Genomic DNA, 16,267 nt, shown 5'->3' with positions numbered 1-16,267 from the left:
TAGTCAATATTACATATTAAAAAAATGCTAAAGCCTTAATTATAGCAAACAGTTAAAATAAGCATCTATTAATTTTTTAAAACAATTATAAGATAAACTATATTAAGCAGTTTGTCAATTTATTTATTAATTTTTTAGAGTAATTCGAGTTAAGCTTTATTACATTTAAATAACTTAATTTTTATTATTAGCATGTTAATAAAGTTAAATAAAGCGCAAAACTTGTAGACTTCTGAATCCTCCCGCTACATTTTCAGTTTATTCCCCCCTAATCTTAAGCTGTTTTTTATTTTTAAAACTTTTCCTCAAGATTATTAAACAATTTAAAAATCATTACTCGTTCACCTGTACGGGAGCTTATATCCGTATGAAAGCTTTTCACTTTTTCTCCAGTTAATTCTAGAATAATCTCTTTCAAATCTTCAATTCCAGATTCAACTAGCTCCGAACGATTTTTCTTTATCGTTAGCATACCGTCTTTTGTTTCGCAAACAGTATATTCAGCCGGCGTTAAAATACCTTGTAAATTTACGATAATCATATCCCGCAATATATCTGTCTTAACGGATATAGATCCGCGTCCTAGGTAGTCCTTTTCCCAGTGAGTAATTGCTTTGCTTATCTCTGATTCAATCGAGCCTTTTGAGTTTTTCATCTATGTATCCTCCTTCAATAAAATGTAATTACATTTATAATTACAATAACAATATAATAATCTGGATTGATTTTATTTTCAATTATTGAGAAGAATTTATACGAATCGTTGTCATGTATCCTTTAGTATTAAAGTGAATTTTTATATTGCGATATGCGTTTTTTGATTATCCCCAACAAGATACTCTTACTATAAAGGCTCTGTTGCATAGATTTCTAAAAAAGACATTCCGAAGAAAATAAGGAAACTCTTGTAACGTAATATACAAACAAAAAACCCTACACTTATGAGTAGGATTTTTCTCTTTTTATATTATTCAAAAACTTAAAAGTATACCTGCCCTCCAAACATATTACCGATTGGGTTTATGCATATTTCCTTCGAATTTTGCCAACCACCAATAACAGTAAAGGAATCCCTAGCTCATAAATGGGTAATGCAATTGGAATTACGAAAAATATGTAGTAATAATGGGTAAATGTCTGGATATTTTTAACTGACACAGCTATGATAAACGAAATAGGAGCAAGAACTAACGCTACTTTTCGCCAATCCTTCAAATGAAATATTTGTGCTGTTCCATAACAAGCGATAAACATGTATAACGCCAATTTCACAAAAATACTAAAAAACCAAATAATAACTATCAAAATATCCACATTTTGAATGAACTCCATGACAGATATGTATCGGCTCAAATCGTAAACCGGATACAAAAAACTTGAAGATAAATTCGGACCGAATGTTAAAATGACCGCTAATGTTCCGATTGTTACCATGAAAACGGCTAATCCTACCCCCAACATCGCCCTTGATGACGCTTGCTCTGGTTTATCCATAAAAAAAACGAACATCATCATCATAACAGCCTCTCCAAAAAATGCGGCTACAGGGGTATAGGAACCTTTAAGGATGGGAAGCCAGCCAGAATCGTGATAAATAGGCCGCATATAATCCCAATTCATATTGCCAACATTCAAAATGATTACAAACGTTATCATTAAAAGTACAATTGGCCCTATGATTTCACTTAAACGTCCAATACCTTCCACCCCTCCTTGGTAAATGATAAAAATGAGCAATAACATCGCAGTAAAGACAATGACCCACAAAGGTGTATTATGAAACAAAGCGATAATAATGAATTCACCAAATTCACGGACGGTTATCCAAATTATCATGTACCACCCAAAGAAGTAAGGAATCATCAGTAGCTTTCCTAGCCATTTACCAAGAATAGTTTGACTAAATTCAATGAGAGTTTGTTTCGGATAAAGCGAACCAAGTGTAGTTGCCAAAAAAGTAAGAGCAACCCCTATCACTCCTGCAATCAAAATCGAGATCCACGCATCTTGTTTGACAGTACGAATCGTCGCTGGAATAACTAGAAGGAGTGATTGTCCCACTTCAAATGTGAACATCATCCAAAAGATTTGCCTGCCAGAGATTTTCATCGAATTTCTCACACTCTATATTCCTCCTTATTTTTTCATTTCATTTTTCTTCAACTGCAACGGTGGTCCAGTCAGTCCTACTCGCCGAATAGTAAGCTTTGTATGAACAGAAACCTCCACTTTTCGAAATTGTTTACTCCAATTCTTTTTTAACCCTTTCCATTCGGATGGATATTTTTGATGAATGGCTTCTCCAAATCCAAAGATATCGGTTCCGTATTGTTTTTGAACCTTTTTAATAGTTTGGAGAGCTTCCTTATCGGACTGTTTTTCCAATACATGTTCTAAAAGAGTAAGATTTTTTGGCTTCGAAAGATCTAAATTCGTATTGTTCTCCTGAATTGTTCCTTCACCAGAAAAAACAATGTCACACTTAATTGTGTCCCCTTGTATAGTAGGTATGATTTTTCTATTGATCTTTGTCATATATAAACTTGCACTACCATTTCCTTTAGAGGCCGTTGCTGTAACTGTCTGTTTACTTAAACGATTCACTATCCAAAGAGTAGTTAACCATTCCTGCATGTTCAAGTATCCTACCAATTTGAAATCGTTGTTAAATATAGCACCGCCTACAATTTGAAACCCTTTGACCACGGTTTTACCTTTTTTAGGAGACACATTTAGTTTAATAACGGGCAAAATCGGGGTGATTCCATCACTCGTACCAGCAATAAGAAAATTTAACAAAGACATATCTCCCGCTGCCTCTATTTGCATATGCTCTTTAAGTGCCCCAAGTGCCGGAATAGACTCTAAAGGGATGGATGCTTTCAGAAAATCTTTTGCAGTATTCCCTTTTATGACGAACACACCTACTCGTAATCGAATATCAGGATCGCGGCTATATGCATCTAAAACTGGAGCAAGACCACTTTTAGCCATTTTTTCTCCAATCAATATTACACGCTGGTGCCCTCGAAAAATTTCTCTCGACATTTTTGTTTGCATCATTTGTATAGCTTCATGTGTATCCTTTCCCGTTCCCGATTCTGTAAAAAACGCTTTTCCTGCATTACTTCTTCCGCTCTGTCCCATTCCCATTTTTGATGGAATAATAAACTGAGCACTAATTTCAATCTTATTGTTCTTCGCTTGATCAAGTCCCCATCCTAATTCTATTGCCAAATCATTTAATTCTGTCCGATCCCAACATCCCGTCAAGAAGCATAAAGAAATGACCAGTATCATACAGAGTGCCTTGTGCAGGCTCATTCTGTTTCCCCTCCCCGTTTCTCATCTGGCTTTTGTCCACCTGGAAAACGGACTTTCTCTTCACCAGATACCATTATTGGGCGGTGGGTCATATTCCAACGAGGTGTTCGGAGAAAAACATCCTTTAAATCACGAGGAGTCTGAGGTGCAACTGGACTTAAATACGGAATGCCAAAAGAACGAATGTTAGTTAAATGAATCAAAATCGCAAGGGTACTTATTGCAACACCGTATAGCCCGAGCATTCCTGCCAATAACAGCATAGGAAAGCGTAACATCCGGTAAGCCGTTCCTAAGTTGTAGCGTGGGAACGCAAATGACGCAATACCGGTCGTCGCCACAACAATGACCAAAGGTGCCGAAATAATACCTGCTTGCACAGCAGCTTGCCCGATAACAAGTGCTCCAACAATACTAACTGCGGATCCAACAGGTTTTGGTAACCGAACCCCCGCTTCCCTCAAACCTTCAAATAAAAACTCCATCATTAGCGCTTCTATGACAGCCGGGAAAGGAATGCCTTCTCTCGCAGCTGCAATACTAATAAGCAAATTTGTCGGAATTAATTTAGGATGAAAGGTTGTAATAGCAACATAGAGAGAGGGAAGAAATAATGAAATATTAATTAATATTAAACGTATCCATCGAACAAAAGTTGTGTAGATGGAGCGTTCATAATAATCCTCCGCTGCTTGCAGACCTGTCCAAAATGTCATAGGAACAATCAAAACGAAAGGTGTGTTATCGACTAAAATAGCGACTTTCCCCTCTAATAAACTTGCACAAACCGCATCTGGCCGCTCAGTATTTTGAATTTGTGGAAAGGGCGAAAAGGGTTGGTCCTCAATAAACTCTTCAATGAAAGCTGACTCCAACACTCCATCAATTTGAATTCGCTTTACCCTTTGGCGAACTTCATCCAAAACCAAATCAGGTGCAATGCCCTCAATATAGGCAATTACCACATCTGTCTGTGACAATTCCCCAATCGAATAAGGTTCCATTTTTAGTTTTTGGCTTCGAATTCTTCGGCGAATCAGGCTCGTATTGACCCTTATCGTTTCCGTAAACCCGTCCCGAGGGCCACGAACAGAGATCTCGGCAGCCGGCTCTTCAATACCTCGTTTTTCAAAACCTTTTAAATCAGCGACTAGAGCTTGACTCTCTCTTTCTGTTAAAATAACGATATTCGCTTTCAATACCGCTTCTATAACCTCACGAACTTTTGAAATTGTTTTTACTTGAGAAACCGCAATTAGCTGATTTTGTATAATTTCTCCTACCGAATCCACACTCTTTACTCCACTAGGCAGACCTTCGAACATCATTGGTTTCAAAACAACTTGTTCCACAACTTTAGTGTCAACTAATCCATCTATATAAATAAAAAGAATTTTATTTTGACTATCTATGATTATTGGACGAAAAACAATATCGGAACAATTTTCAAAAACTTGTCTCAAAACTTCTTCATTCGCAGATACACTCTGCTTGAGTTCGCACTCTTGATCATTTTGGAGTAGCATACTTGCACTCTCAAGTTCCTGAATATCTTTTCTCAAACGCTTTCTACTAAGTTTTTTCATCATACTACCCCATTTATCGAATGGTTTATGTTTTTATACTTGAACTTTAGTGTTAGGATTTCTTGACAGAAACGCTTTAGAAACCGTTCCACTATAATGTTTTGGGTAAGTAATCATTTATCTAGAAAACAAAAGGAAAATATCTCCTCTATATCCTTCTTAAAATCTCCTTACACATGAAAATTATTCAATTTTTTCTATAAGTTAGTTATTTTAAAATGAGGTATCCATAAAGTAACTTGTAACTGATGCTTTGTTAAATTGGTAATAATGAGGTTATAGAAACAAGCAAAAAAAGCATGTCCTGAAGAAAGATGAATCAGAACATGCTCTTAATTTATTTATTTGATACTATAGACGTTGATCTTTCTGGAAATTTAGTTGAAAATGATCCGCTTCATTGTATACCCCGAATTCATACCCTTTTTCCTTATAAAATTTAATAATTTCCGGAAGCGCTTGTAATGTCTGTGGTTTTTCATGCATTAGAACTACTTCCACATCTTCTGTTGTTGTACGCTTTACATTTTCTATAATTTGCTGTGGGTTACCTTTTAGTTTCCAATCATTTGAATCTATTGTCCAATCCCAAACTTTTATTGCTGCTTCTACAATTTGATTACGAATTTCCTCACCCTTTAATCCCGGTGCAGATCCATATGGCGGACGAACTAGTTTAGGAGTTGTACCCGTAATATTATGGATCAGAGCTAACGTTTCTTTCATCTCCGGTACAAATTGTCCCTTTTTGTATAGCTTATCACTATTATGTGTCATACTATGAGCACCAATATAATGTCCTTCTTTTACCGCTCTTTTTACATTTTCCTGAAAACCTGTATTTTGTAAATTGCTACCTTGCATAAAAAATGTCGAGGCAACATTTTGTTCTTTTAGTACATCTAAAAATTTCCCAGTTAATTCACTAGGACCGTCATCGAATGTTAAATACACAACCTTTCCTACCGGTTTTCCATCAGGTCTTTTCTGTTTTGCCAGTGATGTGTCCTCTTTCTTTTTTTGTTGTTGCGTATTAGCTAGCTTAATACTTTCATTAGCTACTCCTTTCGCTGGAATAGAGTTCCATTTTCCTATTAAAAAGAACGTGAAAAAGGTCGTTGCTAAAACAACTCCTAGAGATAGTATTGCCTTAGTTCCTACATTTGTTTTTTTCTTATTTTGTGATTCTTTCATTATGTTTCGATCCTTTCCCTACTAATTTTCATATTCATTATTTATACAGCTAAGCATTAACTCCAGTTGATATTTACAATAAGTAGATTAATAGAGGAAGGTGAAGATAAAATGCAGATAATGTCGAAATTAGTTAAAGAATAACTTATTGCATCCACTCTTTAGAAAAATATTGTTTTCTCTAATACAGTTAAATTTGAAAACTGGATATACATCCAAAATAAAAAATACTACTCTTTCTAAACAAAATTTTTATATCAAGATAATAGCATGCTGTTATAAAGATAAAATACTGAGTTAGCCATACTATTGAAATTCTATTATAATTTTGTAATTGGAATTAATTTGAATCAAATAAAGAACTAGAAGAAATATTATTATGTGGAGGTGCTCCGATGAATCTTTTAATTAGAGAGTTAGAAAAAAATGATTTAGACAATTTCCCGAAGATCGATGACAGTTTTATAGTGAATGCTCGGTTAATTCTTTCTCTTTCCAAAGTAAATAGACGTATAGAATATACAGTAGAAGACGTTCCGAGTTATGAAAAAAGTTATTTACAAAATCAAGATGATAATGAAGAACTGGCTTACAATGAATATATAAATAAACCTAATCAAGTAATTTACATAGCACTGTTACATAACCAAATCATCGGATTAATAGTATTGAAAAAGAATTGGAACCACTATGCTTACATAGAAGATATAACAGTGGATAAAAAATATCGTTCACTCGGAGTTGGTAAAAGATTAGTTGATCAAGCAAAGCAGTGGGCAAAAAAAGGCAATATGCCAGGTATCATGCTTGAAACGCAAAATAATAATGTCACAGCATGTAAATTTTATGAAAAATGTGGATTTGTAATTGGTGGGTTTGATTTTCTTGTTTATAAAGGTTTGGATATTGAAAATGATGAAGTTGCAATTTATTGGTATTTTCATTTCAAATAAAACTGTTTTTAACATTAAACAAAGTCAAAATAAAAACCCCAATCTCTCTATATTAAAATTGAGAAATTGGGGTTAAGCTATTTAACAATATTTTTCATTTAAAACAAATAACTAATTAATAATCCTGCTGATAATAAGAAGCCAAAAATCGTATTTGTCATCGCTGTTGATTTCATTGCCATGCGCATATACCCAGGATCCTTTGCTCCTTTTTGGAAACTTTGAATCGCAGAAATTGGCTTTCTCAAACCTAGGAACATAACTAATGCCCAAGGACTTATATAACCCATTAATACAATTACGGCAATCCATAAATACGCAATGAAAAAGGCTACCGCTAGTGTTACTACAGCTTTCTCTCTCCCAAGGAGGATTACTAATGTCTTTCTTCCACCTTTAATATCTTCTTCGATATCTCGGATGTTATTCGACATATTGATTGCACCTACTAAAATTCCAATTGGAATGGAAATCAATACACTTTCAATCGTTACAGTATTCGTTTGAATAAAGAAAGCAATGAGTACAAAACATGTCCCCATTAACAATCCAGAAACTAATTCTCCAAACGGGGTGTACGCAATTGGTAATGGACCGCCTGTATATAAATAGCCAACTGCCATCCCAATTAAACCAATGACAACTAACCACCAGCTGCTATTCATACAAATATAAATGCCAATAAAAGCTGCTACTACATATAATAAAAGCGCAACTGTTAACACATTTTTTGGTTTCAATCCATGACGGACAATTCCGCCACCGATGCCAACGGATTCAGCAGTGTCTAGTCCACGTTTAAAATCATAGTACTCATTAAATAAGTTCGTTGCTATTTGCAGCGCTAAACATGCAAGCATCATCGCAATAAATAAAAGCCAATCAATTTCGGCAACATAAAGTGATGCCACTGTCCCTAAAATTACAGGTGAAAACGTCGCCGTTAATGTATGTGGGCGCGTCATCTTCCATATTAATTTAGCGGAACTAATTTCTTTTTCATTCCCCATAACTCTGTTCAATCTCCCTACATTTTTAGTATAAATTACTAGCAGTATCTTTCTATCTATTTCCTGCTTCGCATCCATTCATTATATCAATAAATGATTATCCTTTCTAACAAATCTACTTTTAATAAAGTAAAAATTATAAAATGAAACTTTAATTATTAGAAGTTTTGTCACCCCCACTGATTATTAGTACATATTCATTGGGATTTTACGGGCAGCCCTCCCTCCCATTCGCTGAATTTTTAAGGAGGGGATCTTATCCGCCCGCAAATATTGGGATAAATAAAAGAGCCAACTCATATGAGCTAGCTCTTTCATCTCTTATTTTATAAAAATTCAATAGTTACGCTACATTGAAAAACAGATAGATCCTACTTTTTTAGCCCATTAATAATGGTATCTATATTCCATTTCATCATTTTTAAGTAAGTATCTCCATCCTCACCTAATTTACCTAGTGAGTCTGTAAAAATTGTCCCTGCAATTGGTACGTTTGTTTCTTTTGAAACAGTTTCCATACTACGTCGATCTACACTTGTTTCAACAAATAAAGCTGGCACTTTGTTTGTTTGAATTAAACTTACAACATCTCGAATTTGATCTGGTGTACCTTGATTTTCTGAGTTGATTTCCCAAATGTATCCCGTCTTAATGCCATATGCTTTTCCAAAATATTTAAAAGCACCTTCACTAGAAATTAAGAAACGTTTTTCTTCAGGGATTTGATGAATTCTGTTTACTGTCTCATCATGTAATTTTTGAAGTTCTGCTACATACTTATCCGCATTTTTAGTATAGAACTCTTTATTTTTAGGATCTTCTTTAATTAATGCTTTCTTCACATTTTCAGCGTATACAATACCATTTTTAATATTCATCCAAGCATGTGGGTCTGGTTCTTTTTCTAATCCTTTTGTTTCTAAATAAATAGCTTCTACACCTTCACTTACTTTATAAACCGGTGCATCTTTCTCTGATTTATTTGCCGTTTTTAATAGTTTTTTAAACCATGCTCCGCCCTCTTCTAAGTTTAGCCCATTGTAAAACACCATATCTGCATCTGTCATTTTCATAACATCTTTCGGTAGTGGATCATATTCATGTGGATTAGCTCCAATTGGAACAAGACTATGAATCTCAACTTTATCTCCACCAATTTGCTTCACCATATCGTATATAATGGAGTATGTTGTTACAACTTTTAATTTTCCACTACCCTCTTCTTTCCCATTTGTGTTACTAGAACACGCTGTTAACGCAAATACGAAAATACAAATTACCGATAATAAAATATTTTTTAATTTCATCATTATCCTCCAATCAATTATGACAACTCTGCTCTATTTTTTCTAATTTTAATAGCTCTCCAAAACAAACCTTGTGACGGTGAGAAAAAGAATGCCAGCGCGAACAAGAATGTTGCAACGAGAACGATTGTTGCACCTGAAGCAAGATTATACGAGAAACTAAAATACAGCCCTACTACAGATGAAAGTGCACCAATTCCTGCCGCTAAATAAATCATGACCCATAAACGATTTGTTAATAAATACGCTGTAGCCGCTGGTGTAATAAGCATGGCAACAACTAGAATAATTCCAACAGTTTGAAGTGAAGCTACTGTAACCATTGTAAGGAGAATCATTAAGCCATAATGAATCCATTTATTCGGTAATCCATAGCTTTGCGCCATCGTTGGATCAAACGTGGATACGAGTAATTCTTTGTAAAACAACATTACAAGACCAATAATGACCACTCCAATAATCAGTGTCATCCACATATCAGAAGAACGAACGGATAAGACATTCCCGAATAAAATATGATACAAATCAGAACTACTCTTCATAAAGGTAATTAAAATAATCCCTACAGCGAAAACAGATGTAAACATAATTCCTATCGCCATATCATGTTTAATACGACTATTTTGACTTACAAATCCGATTCCTACTGCAGTAATAACACCTGTTAAAACCGCTCCTATAAAATAGTTCATTCCAATCATATAAGAAAGCGCTACTCCTGGAAGAACAGCATGTGAAATGGCATCACCCATTAATGCCATACCTCGTAAAATAATAAAACAGCCAATTACGCCGCAAATAACGCCTACCATAACGGAAGTTAATAACGCCTTCTGCAGAAAACTATACTGCGTTAATGCATCTATAAATTCTACAATCTTCATGATGAATGTACCTCCGCTGCATTATTAAACAATATTCCTTGATTCACATACGCTTTTGACATAACAGTTGGTTCTAATACTTGGCGTACTTCTCCGTAATGAATTAAGCTTTTATTCATTAATAGTAATTTATCAAAATACGATTCTGCTTTACTTAAATCATGATGGACAACGACAATCGTTTTTCCTTCTTTACGTAGTTCCCTAAGAATTTTAATGATTGTCTCTTCACTTGTTACATCAATTCCGACAAACGGCTCATCTAAGAAGAATATTTCCGCCTTTTGCGCTAAAGCTCTCGCCAAAAAGACACGTTGTTGTTGTCCACCTGACAGCTCACCGATTTGGCGATTTTTAAACTCTTCCATTCCGACTTTTTTTAAGCAATCAAACGCCCAATCCCAATGCTCTTTCTTCGGTCTTTTCATCATACCTAAAGATGGATACGTTCCAATTAGCACGACATCTAAAACTGTAATCGGAAAGTCCCAATCTATATCACTTCTTTGCGGTACATATGCAACACTCTTTCTAATGCTTCGAATATCCTCTCCAAGGATTTGGACATATCCCTTATCATTTGGAATTAAATCTAATACAGCTTTCATTAAAGTAGATTTCCCCGCTCCATTTGGACCAATAATTCCAACGAGCTTCCCTTTCTCAATATCGAAGGAGACATTTTGAACTACTTGATTCCCTTGATACGATACAAACAAATCTTTAACAATTATAGCCTCATCCATTTTTTATGCATTCCCCTTTCTTTTTTTCGTATATATAATTATTTTGCGTAAAGGCAACTTTTAAGCAAAAAAATATAAAGCGAATGTAAATCCACGTTTAAGTTTCCTTAAGGAAACTTTTTTATATGAGTCAAATTATATAAGTTGTACGCAAATTTGTAAACTAAATTTTACTAATTTATAAATATATAATGAAAATAATTATCAATGTGGAACAAAATATATTATCTATTTTATGATTTTTTGAAAAAGATATTACTGTGAAAAATAAGCAATATAGTATATAAATGAAAGAACCTACTCGTATGAGTTGACTCTTTCTCTTTTACAATATTTGATACGCTCTGCAGCAAAAAATATAATTAAATTACTTCCAAACAACACCTCGCCGCTCATATTCCATTCTATATTCAACAGCGACTGCAATTTTAGGACTTGCGAACTTTTCGATAACCCAAAGAGCTAAATCAATTCCTGAAGTAACTCCTCTTACAGTAATAATATCGCCTTGATCTACAATTCTGTAAGGAAGAAACTCCGCTCCATATTCACTCATTTCACTCTGCGCCAAATGATGCATTGTCGCCTTTTTATCATTTAATATACCGGATGCAGCTAGTAACATACCTCCAGTACAAACTCCCGCAACAATCGTTCCTTCATTATGCATCTCTCTAATCGTTTCTGTCAGTGTTCCAAGCTCTGCTTGCTTTCGTGCCCCATGCTCTGCTTTATGATTCCAGCCACCACCAGGTACAATTAATAAATCTGGGCGATTATCCATTCGTAAAAAATCATGTAGTTTCACCGTAATTCCAAATGAAGTAGTAACTTCTTGTTTCTGTACACTTGATACGAGTTCAACCGTAAATGGAGCCCCTTCTTCTATCGCTCTTTTCAATACTTCAAAAGGTGCAAAGGAGACAAGTTCTCCAAAACCATCAAACAATACAATTTGTATTTTCATTTTTTGAACACCCCATATGCTTTCTTTTTCGCATCCAAAATTAGAATAATAAATGTTATCTACCAATTAACAATGACGACAGTCTTTCTCCTCTTCCTTTATAAACTCTCAAATGTTCTACTAATGCACTCTCGTCACCCATTAGGTTCATCGTCTTTTTAACAAAGTTCCAATTTAAACTACCTGATAACCATAGCAACGAAGAAAGTCTTTCATACTCATTTAAAGTTAAAATGTTATTAGCTCCATACCCTTCTAAAAATGCTCTAGCAACTTTCGGACATACTACATGTGACTCCATTCCTTCTGTCCGGGAATACCACTTTATTAAAAAGGCTAACCCTTCAACGCGGTCAACATAACTAATAGATTCAAAATCCACAATTCCTTTTACCTTTTGACTTGATCCCCATAAAACATTCAAAGGATTTAAATCGGTTTGTACAATAAACTCCAAATTATTCGTATATGCACATTCTATATGACACTTAGCGAGCTCTATATACCCCCGCAATTCCTTACATGTACCACCTTTATTTTCTAATAGCTTTATAAACTCACCATATCCATCTAAATGCGATTTCTTTTGAAAAGTCGAGTTTTGAAATGTACTAGAAATATCATGTATATTTCTTGCTTCCTTTCCAAAAATCTCTGCCATTGTTTCTGTACAATGAGTAATATGCTCCCCTTCAATCCAAGTAGACAATACAAACCGGTACTGTTCATCATTCCAAGTAATAAATGTAAATGACCCTCCCGCCCGATTCTCCTTAATCTGCATAAATGGGATTCCATGCTCTCGTAAATAATACGTAAATCGTACTTGCTCTTTCAATTGTTCATTTGATAATGTCCCAAAAGCTGGATTAGTTGTTCGATCGCTATTCATAAACCGTGCGGAATACCGGTCTCCATTTACGATGATTTTATAATGTAAATCTGTATGCCAACTGTTCTTATGTAATTCTGCTTCCACTATTAGTGAATGAATTTCTTTAAAATAATTTATTACTACATTTCTTATTATGCGTTTCACCCTATTCCCCTTTCATGCAAAAATTCATTCTTGTACTTCCGAATAAAAACCTTTTAAAGTGAGGATTTTTAAGATACACCTAATGTATTCAAATAAAGAATTCTATCCTACTGTGGAGTAATAATAAAGTTATGTAATTTTGCCGCCAAAATTACAATAGCCTTCTATATATGTAGATGAAAGAAGGCTACTAAATCTTTTTAAAAATCTAGTTATTTCATAGTGAATGTATTATTGATTAAATAATACATTTGTTTAATACAAGTACTAAATAAGAAAAAATAACCGTTATAATGCAATTAACAAATTGAGGATTTTCATTTAAACTTTATAAAACTCAAATGTATTTTTTTCTATACATATTGTTTCATCAGAGGTTTTGATAATGATATCAAAACGCTGACTATACGAATGCATAAATACTTCATATTGAATCCGGCGTTCTTCATGAGACTGCCTTAAATAATTTATATCGGCTCCCCTTTCAGCTATATCCCGGCTTGATCTTCTCATTAGTTCCGTTTCGCCATCTGTATAAAAATAAATTTTCAAATCAAATAAATCAGGATTAATAAATGCGGCGCTCATTCCTTCCACAATCGTTACTTTATTTTCCGAAGAAATCAACTTACTTTTCATATAATGCGTATCTATCGTATAAAAATCTAGCCCAGCTCTAACCATATGAATATCTCTTTCTAAAGCTGCCAAATGGTGCGCCGCTGGATGACAAGCTGTCATTTTATAACGATGATTTTCATTTTGATATGTATAGTGAATCACTGCATGCTTGCGGATATCTGAACTAACAATGTAAGGATCTGTATTAATATAATTTACTTCATTTTGATTTAGTAGCTTTACGAGTCTATTAGTAAACGTTGTTTTTCCAGCTGCACCATGTCCTGAAATACCGATAACAATTTGTTCATCTCTCATCTTTAACCAATTTATAATTTCTTGTAACAACTTATCCATCATTCTCCCCCTTGCGCTAATATACTACCCTTTATTTATATATCCAAAAATCCTTTCATTTAATTATACTTAACAAAGGAAAGTTAGTGTGATTATTCATCATACCACCTCTAATTCTAAACAACTTTATTATCTTTTATATGACTTTATTATTTATGAACACCTACATGATTAAATATATTTCTAACTTTATAAACCCAACAGAATATCCTCTGCTTTTCGGTAATTTATGCGAACCAATGCAGTCATAACTATGTACAATAAAAAAAGAGCCAATCCCTATAAAATAGAAGATTGGCTCTTTCCTTTATTTACTCCCCTGTATCAGAAAATCTCTTTATACGTTCTCCAATTTCATCGCGAACACGTTGAAATTCAGACCATTCTTTTCCTGCTGGGTCATCAAATCCCCAGTGAACACGATTCACATGTTTTGGTGTAGACGGACAAACAGAATCTGCATGACTACAAAGGGTAACGACTAAATCAGCATTATTTAAAATATTTATATCAATCATATCCGAAGTTTGATTTGTTATATCAATATTTACTTCATTCATTGCTTTAATTGCGTTTGGATTTACTCCATGTGCTTCAATTCCTGCAGAATATACATTCCACTTATCACCTAAATATTGTTTGCCCCACGCTTCTGCCATTTGGCTTCGGCATGAATTTCCTGTGCATAAGAAATAGATTGTCTTTTTGTTTTCCATGTTGTTTTCCACCTTTGTTTTTAAATTATACTGGTTGATCATTAAAATATTTACGCTTAAACCAAAAAGCGACGTTTACAAGTGCAATCATTACAGGTACTTCCACTAACGGCCCGATAACAGCTGCAAATGCTGCGCCCGAATGAATACCAAACACACCAACTGCTACAGCAATCGCTAACTCAAAGTTATTACTACCTGCTGTAAATGCTAACGTTGTCGTCACCGGATAGTTTGCACCAATTTTTCTTCCCATAAAGAAAGAAACAAAAAACATTACAATAAAATAGATTAATAACGGAATCGCTATTCTTACTACATCTAATGGTACGCTAACAATCATTTCCCCTTTTAAAGAGAACATAACGATGATTGTAAATAGTAATGCAAGTAATGTAAGTGGACTAATCTTCGGTATAAATACCTTTTCATACCACTGTCTACCTTTTAACTTAACGAGTACAAATCGCGTCAACATACCTGCTATAAAAGGAATTCCCAAATAGATAAACACGGATTTCGCTACTTCTACCATTGTAATATCGACAATAGCCCCTTCAATTCCTAACCATTCTGGAATGACTGTTACAAACACGTATGCATAAACGGAGAAGAATAGCATTTGGAATACTGAGTTAAAAGCCACTAAACCTGCTGCATACTCTTTATCCCCATCTGCAAGATCGTTCCAAACAATGACCATCGCAATACAACGTGCTAACCCAATCATAATGAGACCAACCATATATTCTGGCTTATCAGGAAGAAAAATAATTGCTAAAACAAACATAAGTACAGGTCCGATAATCCAGTTTTGTACTAAAGATAAAACCAATACTTTTACATCTTTAAATACTCGGCCCATTTCCTCGTAACGAACCTTTGCTAATGGTGGATACATCATGACAATTAAACCAACAGCAAGCGGGATAGACGTCGTTCCAACTTGTAATGTATTTAGTCCGTCTACTACACTAGGAAATACATACCCTAAACCAATCCCAACAGCCATAGCTAGAAAAATCCATAGTGTTAAATATCGATCTAGAAAAGATAAACGTTTCATTTTATTTTCCATCTCCTATTAACAACAAGAATTTTGTTCTACTACGTTAGAAGTCGTGCAACAAGATGACTCTTCTATTTTGTGAACATCACTCTGTGCTTTTGTATAAAAGAATTCCCACTCGTTCCCATCAGGATCCGTTACCCAAAACTTATCTTGAACCGCATAGCAACAAGTTGTATCCATCTCATCACGTGCAAAGAAACCTTCTTTTTCTAACCTTTCTTTATGTAACATAATCTCTTCAGCTGTATCCACTTGGAAACCGAAATGATTTACTTGGTTTCCCTTCACTTCATCTCTTACGTTCAGCGTGAAGTTAAGTCCTGGCGTCTCTAATAAAAATTTTGCATAATCCATTTTCACCTTAACTGGTGACTCACCAAATACTTTTTCGTAAAATTCAATAGACTTCTCTAAATCCGTAACATTTATACCAACATGAACATATCTCATAACTTATTCCTCCTCTTTATATGTTATTAATCAATTTTTTT

Annotated in this window: 16 protein-coding genes; 1 reads left to right on the top strand and 15 read right to left on the bottom strand. The window is 34.4% G+C overall.

Going from position 1 to position 16,267, the window contains the following annotated elements; translation table 11 throughout:
- Nucleotides 1-292 precede the first annotated feature (292 nt).
- From ACTFRH_RS13025 to ACTFRH_RS13005, 5 genes are all read right to left on the bottom strand, one after another.
- Nucleotides 293-655: a DUF2294 domain-containing protein gene (locus tag ACTFRH_RS13025; protein ID WP_000798164.1), complete on the bottom strand. Its 363-nt coding sequence runs from the start codon at nucleotides 653-655 to the stop codon at nucleotides 293-295.
- A gap of 365 nt (nucleotides 656-1,020) precedes the next feature.
- Nucleotides 1,021-2,109, bottom strand: a complete 1,089-nt coding sequence (locus tag ACTFRH_RS13020; protein ID WP_003301788.1) for a GerAB/ArcD/ProY family transporter — start codon at nucleotides 2,107-2,109, stop codon at nucleotides 1,021-1,023.
- 27 nt (nucleotides 2,110-2,136) lie between these two features.
- The gene (locus ACTFRH_RS13015; protein WP_000052108.1) at nucleotides 2,137-3,324 is read right to left on the bottom strand and encodes a Ger(x)C family spore germination protein; all 1,188 of its coding nucleotides are present in this window, start codon (nucleotides 3,322-3,324) and stop codon (nucleotides 2,137-2,139) included.
- On the bottom strand, nucleotides 3,321-4,913 hold the full coding sequence (locus ACTFRH_RS13010; RefSeq protein ID WP_003301784.1) for a spore germination protein: 1,593 nt from the start codon (nucleotides 4,911-4,913) through the stop codon (nucleotides 3,321-3,323). The genes ACTFRH_RS13015 and ACTFRH_RS13010 overlap by 4 nt, the downstream gene beginning before the upstream one ends.
- A gap of 348 nt (nucleotides 4,914-5,261) precedes the next feature.
- Nucleotides 5,262-6,104 (bottom strand): polysaccharide deacetylase family protein, encoded by an 843-nt coding sequence (locus ACTFRH_RS13005; protein WP_000665155.1) that lies wholly within the window; start codon nucleotides 6,102-6,104, stop codon nucleotides 5,262-5,264.
- A gap of 395 nt (nucleotides 6,105-6,499) precedes the next feature.
- Between ACTFRH_RS13005 and satA the strand changes: the two genes are divergently transcribed.
- Nucleotides 6,500-7,057, top strand: coding sequence for a streptothricin N-acetyltransferase SatA (gene satA, locus ACTFRH_RS13000; RefSeq protein WP_001050463.1), 558 nt, complete (start codon nucleotides 6,500-6,502; stop codon nucleotides 7,055-7,057).
- Nucleotides 7,058-7,155: 98 nt separating this feature from the next.
- Here satA and menA read toward each other — a convergent pair whose 3' ends face one another.
- The 10 genes from menA to ACTFRH_RS12950 all read right to left on the bottom strand — a co-directional run bounded on the left by menA (nucleotide 7,156) and on the right by ACTFRH_RS12950 (nucleotide 16,226).
- The gene (menA, locus tag ACTFRH_RS12995) at nucleotides 7,156-8,067 is read right to left on the bottom strand and encodes a 1,4-dihydroxy-2-naphthoate polyprenyltransferase (RefSeq protein ID WP_000526084.1); all 912 of its coding nucleotides are present in this window, start codon (nucleotides 8,065-8,067) and stop codon (nucleotides 7,156-7,158) included.
- 371 nt (nucleotides 8,068-8,438) lie between these two features.
- Nucleotides 8,439-9,374, bottom strand: a complete 936-nt coding sequence (gene mntA / locus ACTFRH_RS12990) for a manganese ABC transporter substrate-binding protein/adhesin MntA (protein WP_000769183.1) — start codon at nucleotides 9,372-9,374, stop codon at nucleotides 8,439-8,441.
- Nucleotides 9,375-9,391: 17 nt separating this feature from the next.
- Nucleotides 9,392-10,258: a metal ABC transporter permease gene (locus ACTFRH_RS12985; RefSeq protein ID WP_000706185.1), complete on the bottom strand. Its 867-nt coding sequence runs from the start codon at nucleotides 10,256-10,258 to the stop codon at nucleotides 9,392-9,394.
- On the bottom strand, nucleotides 10,255-11,004 hold the full coding sequence (locus ACTFRH_RS12980; protein ID WP_000343001.1) for a metal ABC transporter ATP-binding protein: 750 nt from the start codon (nucleotides 11,002-11,004) through the stop codon (nucleotides 10,255-10,257). Before ACTFRH_RS12980 ends, ACTFRH_RS12985 begins: the two co-directional genes overlap by 4 nt.
- A gap of 367 nt (nucleotides 11,005-11,371) precedes the next feature.
- Complete coding sequence (locus ACTFRH_RS12975) at nucleotides 11,372-11,971, bottom strand: DJ-1/PfpI family protein (protein WP_003301776.1); 600 nt, start codon at nucleotides 11,969-11,971, stop codon at nucleotides 11,372-11,374.
- A gap of 55 nt (nucleotides 11,972-12,026) precedes the next feature.
- A complete protein-coding gene (locus ACTFRH_RS12970; protein ID WP_000821334.1) occupies nucleotides 12,027-13,010 on the bottom strand; it encodes a phosphotransferase enzyme family protein in 984 nt (327 codons plus the stop codon).
- 321 nt (nucleotides 13,011-13,331) lie between these two features.
- Complete coding sequence (locus ACTFRH_RS12965) at nucleotides 13,332-13,988, bottom strand: uridine kinase family protein (protein ID WP_000359527.1); 657 nt, start codon at nucleotides 13,986-13,988, stop codon at nucleotides 13,332-13,334.
- Nucleotides 13,989-14,299: 311 nt separating this feature from the next.
- Nucleotides 14,300-14,704, bottom strand: coding sequence for an arsenate reductase (thioredoxin) (gene arsC, locus ACTFRH_RS12960; RefSeq protein ID WP_000428358.1), 405 nt, complete (start codon nucleotides 14,702-14,704; stop codon nucleotides 14,300-14,302).
- Between the two features lie 25 nt (nucleotides 14,705-14,729).
- Nucleotides 14,730-15,770: an ACR3 family arsenite efflux transporter gene (gene arsB, locus ACTFRH_RS12955; protein ID WP_000826587.1), complete on the bottom strand. Its 1,041-nt coding sequence runs from the start codon at nucleotides 15,768-15,770 to the stop codon at nucleotides 14,730-14,732.
- An 18-nt stretch (nucleotides 15,771-15,788) separates the two neighbouring features.
- Nucleotides 15,789-16,226 (bottom strand): ArsI/CadI family heavy metal resistance metalloenzyme, encoded by a 438-nt coding sequence (locus tag ACTFRH_RS12950; protein WP_001270988.1) that lies wholly within the window; start codon nucleotides 16,224-16,226, stop codon nucleotides 15,789-15,791.
- Nucleotides 16,227-16,267: the final 41 nt, after the last annotated feature.

Origin of the sequence: Bacillus cereus group sp. MYBK216-1 (assembly GCF_051916495.1) — a bacterium.
Classification (GTDB): Bacteria; Bacillota; Bacilli; order Bacillales; family Bacillaceae_G; genus Bacillus_A; species Bacillus_A thuringiensis_K.
Note: the sequence above shows the minus strand (reverse complement) of the source record. Positions and strands in the feature narration are given on the sequence as shown.

What these genes read in the sequence shown, in the direction of transcription:
- ACTFRH_RS13025 (WP_000798164.1), bottom strand. Translation starts at nt 655, where the DNA reads ATGAAAAACTCAAAAGGCTCGATTGAATCAGAGATAAGCAAAGCAATT.
- ACTFRH_RS13020 (WP_003301788.1), bottom strand. Translation starts at nt 2,109, where the DNA reads ATGAAAATCTCTGGCAGGCAAATCTTTTGGATGATGTTCACATTTGAA.
- ACTFRH_RS13015 (WP_000052108.1), bottom strand. Translation starts at nt 3,324, where the DNA reads ATGAGCCTGCACAAGGCACTCTGTATGATACTGGTCATTTCTTTATGC.
- ACTFRH_RS13010 (WP_003301784.1), bottom strand. Translation starts at nt 4,913, where the DNA reads ATGATGAAAAAACTTAGTAGAAAGCGTTTGAGAAAAGATATTCAGGAA.
- ACTFRH_RS13005 (WP_000665155.1), bottom strand. Translation starts at nt 6,104, where the DNA reads ATGAAAGAATCACAAAATAAGAAAAAAACAAATGTAGGAACTAAGGCA.
- satA (WP_001050463.1), top strand. Translation starts at nt 6,500, where the DNA reads ATGAATCTTTTAATTAGAGAGTTAGAAAAAAATGATTTAGACAATTTC.
- menA (WP_000526084.1), bottom strand. Translation starts at nt 8,067, where the DNA reads ATGGGGAATGAAAAAGAAATTAGTTCCGCTAAATTAATATGGAAGATG.
- mntA (WP_000769183.1), bottom strand. Translation starts at nt 9,374, where the DNA reads ATGAAATTAAAAAATATTTTATTATCGGTAATTTGTATTTTCGTATTT.
- ACTFRH_RS12985 (WP_000706185.1), bottom strand. Translation starts at nt 10,258, where the DNA reads ATGAAGATTGTAGAATTTATAGATGCATTAACGCAGTATAGTTTTCTG.
- ACTFRH_RS12980 (WP_000343001.1), bottom strand. Translation starts at nt 11,004, where the DNA reads ATGGATGAGGCTATAATTGTTAAAGATTTGTTTGTATCGTATCAAGGG.
- ACTFRH_RS12975 (WP_003301776.1), bottom strand. Translation starts at nt 11,971, where the DNA reads ATGAAAATACAAATTGTATTGTTTGATGGTTTTGGAGAACTTGTCTCC.
- ACTFRH_RS12965 (WP_000359527.1), bottom strand. Translation starts at nt 13,988, where the DNA reads ATGGATAAGTTGTTACAAGAAATTATAAATTGGTTAAAGATGAGAGAT.
- arsC (WP_000428358.1), bottom strand. Translation starts at nt 14,704, where the DNA reads ATGGAAAACAAAAAGACAATCTATTTCTTATGCACAGGAAATTCATGC.
- arsB (WP_000826587.1), bottom strand. Translation starts at nt 15,770, where the DNA reads ATGAAACGTTTATCTTTTCTAGATCGATATTTAACACTATGGATTTTT.
- ACTFRH_RS12950 (WP_001270988.1), bottom strand. Translation starts at nt 16,226, where the DNA reads ATGAGATATGTTCATGTTGGTATAAATGTTACGGATTTAGAGAAGTCT.